Source organism: Burkholderia sp. SIMBA_062 (assembly GCF_046534765.1).
Lineage (GTDB): Bacteria > Pseudomonadota > Gammaproteobacteria > Burkholderiales > Burkholderiaceae > Burkholderia > Burkholderia ambifaria.
The window spans coordinates 1-1,206 of record NZ_JAWRYD010000087.1 but is presented as its reverse complement, the minus strand read 5'-3'; the positions used below and the strand labels follow the sequence as shown (position 1 = coordinate 1,206).

At 55.1% G+C, this 1,206-nt stretch carries 3 protein-coding genes; 1 reads left to right on the top strand and 2 read right to left on the bottom strand.

What is annotated here, in order from left to right; genetic code table 11:
* Positions 1–46: 46 nt before the first annotated feature.
* Complete coding sequence (locus SB786_RS35465; protein WP_000538659.1) at positions 47–415, bottom strand: hypothetical protein; 369 nt, start codon at positions 413–415, stop codon at positions 47–49.
* 31 nt (positions 416–446) lie between these two features.
* On the opposite strand from SB786_RS35465, the gene SB786_RS35460 reads away from it, so the two are divergent.
* Positions 447–638: a Rop family plasmid primer RNA-binding protein gene (locus SB786_RS35460; protein ID WP_000165985.1), complete on the top strand. Its 192-nt coding sequence runs from the start codon at positions 447–449 to the stop codon at positions 636–638.
* A 260-nt stretch (positions 639–898) separates the two neighbouring features.
* Here the strand turns inward: SB786_RS35460 and SB786_RS35455 are convergent.
* A partial coding sequence (locus SB786_RS35455) for a hypothetical protein (RefSeq protein ID WP_410731472.1) occupies positions 899–1,206 on the bottom strand: 308 nt, incomplete at its 5' end.

The following is a 1,206-nucleotide window of genomic DNA, read 5'->3' as shown; positions in this document are numbered from 1 at the left end:
TCCTGTCGTTGAGGACCCGGCTAGGCTGGCGGGGTTGCCTTACTGGTTAGCAGAATGAATCACCGATACGCGAGCGAACGTGAAGCGACTGCTGCTGCAAAACGTCTGCGACCTGAGCAACAACATGAATGGTCTTCGGTTTCCGTGTTTCGTAAAGTCTGGAAACGCGGAAGTCAGCGCCCTGCACCATTATGTTCCGGATCTGCATCGCAGGATGCTGCTGGCTACCCTGTGGAACACCTACATCTGTATTAACGAAGCGCTGGCATTGACCCTGAGTGATTTTTCTCTGGTCCCGCCGCATCCATACCGCCAGTTGTTTACCCTCACAACGTTCCAGTAACCGGGCATGTTCATCATCAGTAACCCGTATCGTGAGCATCCTCTCTCGTTTCATCGGTATCATTACCCCCATGAACAGAAATCCCCCTTACACGGAGGCATCAGTGACCAAACAGGAAAAAACCGCCCTTAACATGGCCCGCTTTATCAGAAGCCAGACATTAACGCTTCTGGAGAAACTCAACGAGCTGGACGCGGATGAACAGGCAGACATCTGTGAATCGCTTCACGACCACGCTGATGAGCTTTACCGCAGCTGCCTCGCGCGTTTCGGTGATGACGGTGAAAACCTCTGACACATGCAGCTCCCGGAGACGGTCACAGCTTGTCTGTAAGCGGATGCCGGGAGCAGACAAGCCCGTCAGGGCGCGTCAGCGGGTGTTGGCGGGTGTCGGGGCGCAGCCATGACCCAGTCACGTAGCGATAGCGGAGTGTATACTGGCTTAACTATGCGGCATCAGAGCAGATTGTACTGAGAGTGCACCATTGCGGTGTGAAATACCGCACAGATGCGTAAGGAGAAAATACCGCATCAGGCGCTCTTCCGCTTCCTCGCTCACTGACTCGCTGCGCTCGGTCGTTCGGCTGCGGCGAGCGGTATCAGCTCACTCAAAGGCGGTAATACGGTTATCCACAGAATCAGGGGATAACGCAGGAAAGAACATGTGAGCAAAAGGCCAGCAAAAGGCCAGGAACCGTAAAAAGGCCGCGTTGCTGGCGTTTTTCCATAGGCTCCGCCCCCCTGACGAGCATCACAAAAATCGACGCTCAAGTCAGAGGTGGCGAAACCCGACAGGACTATAAAGATACCAGGCGTTTCCCCCTGGAAGCTCCCTCGTGCGCTCTCCTGTTCCGACCCTGCCG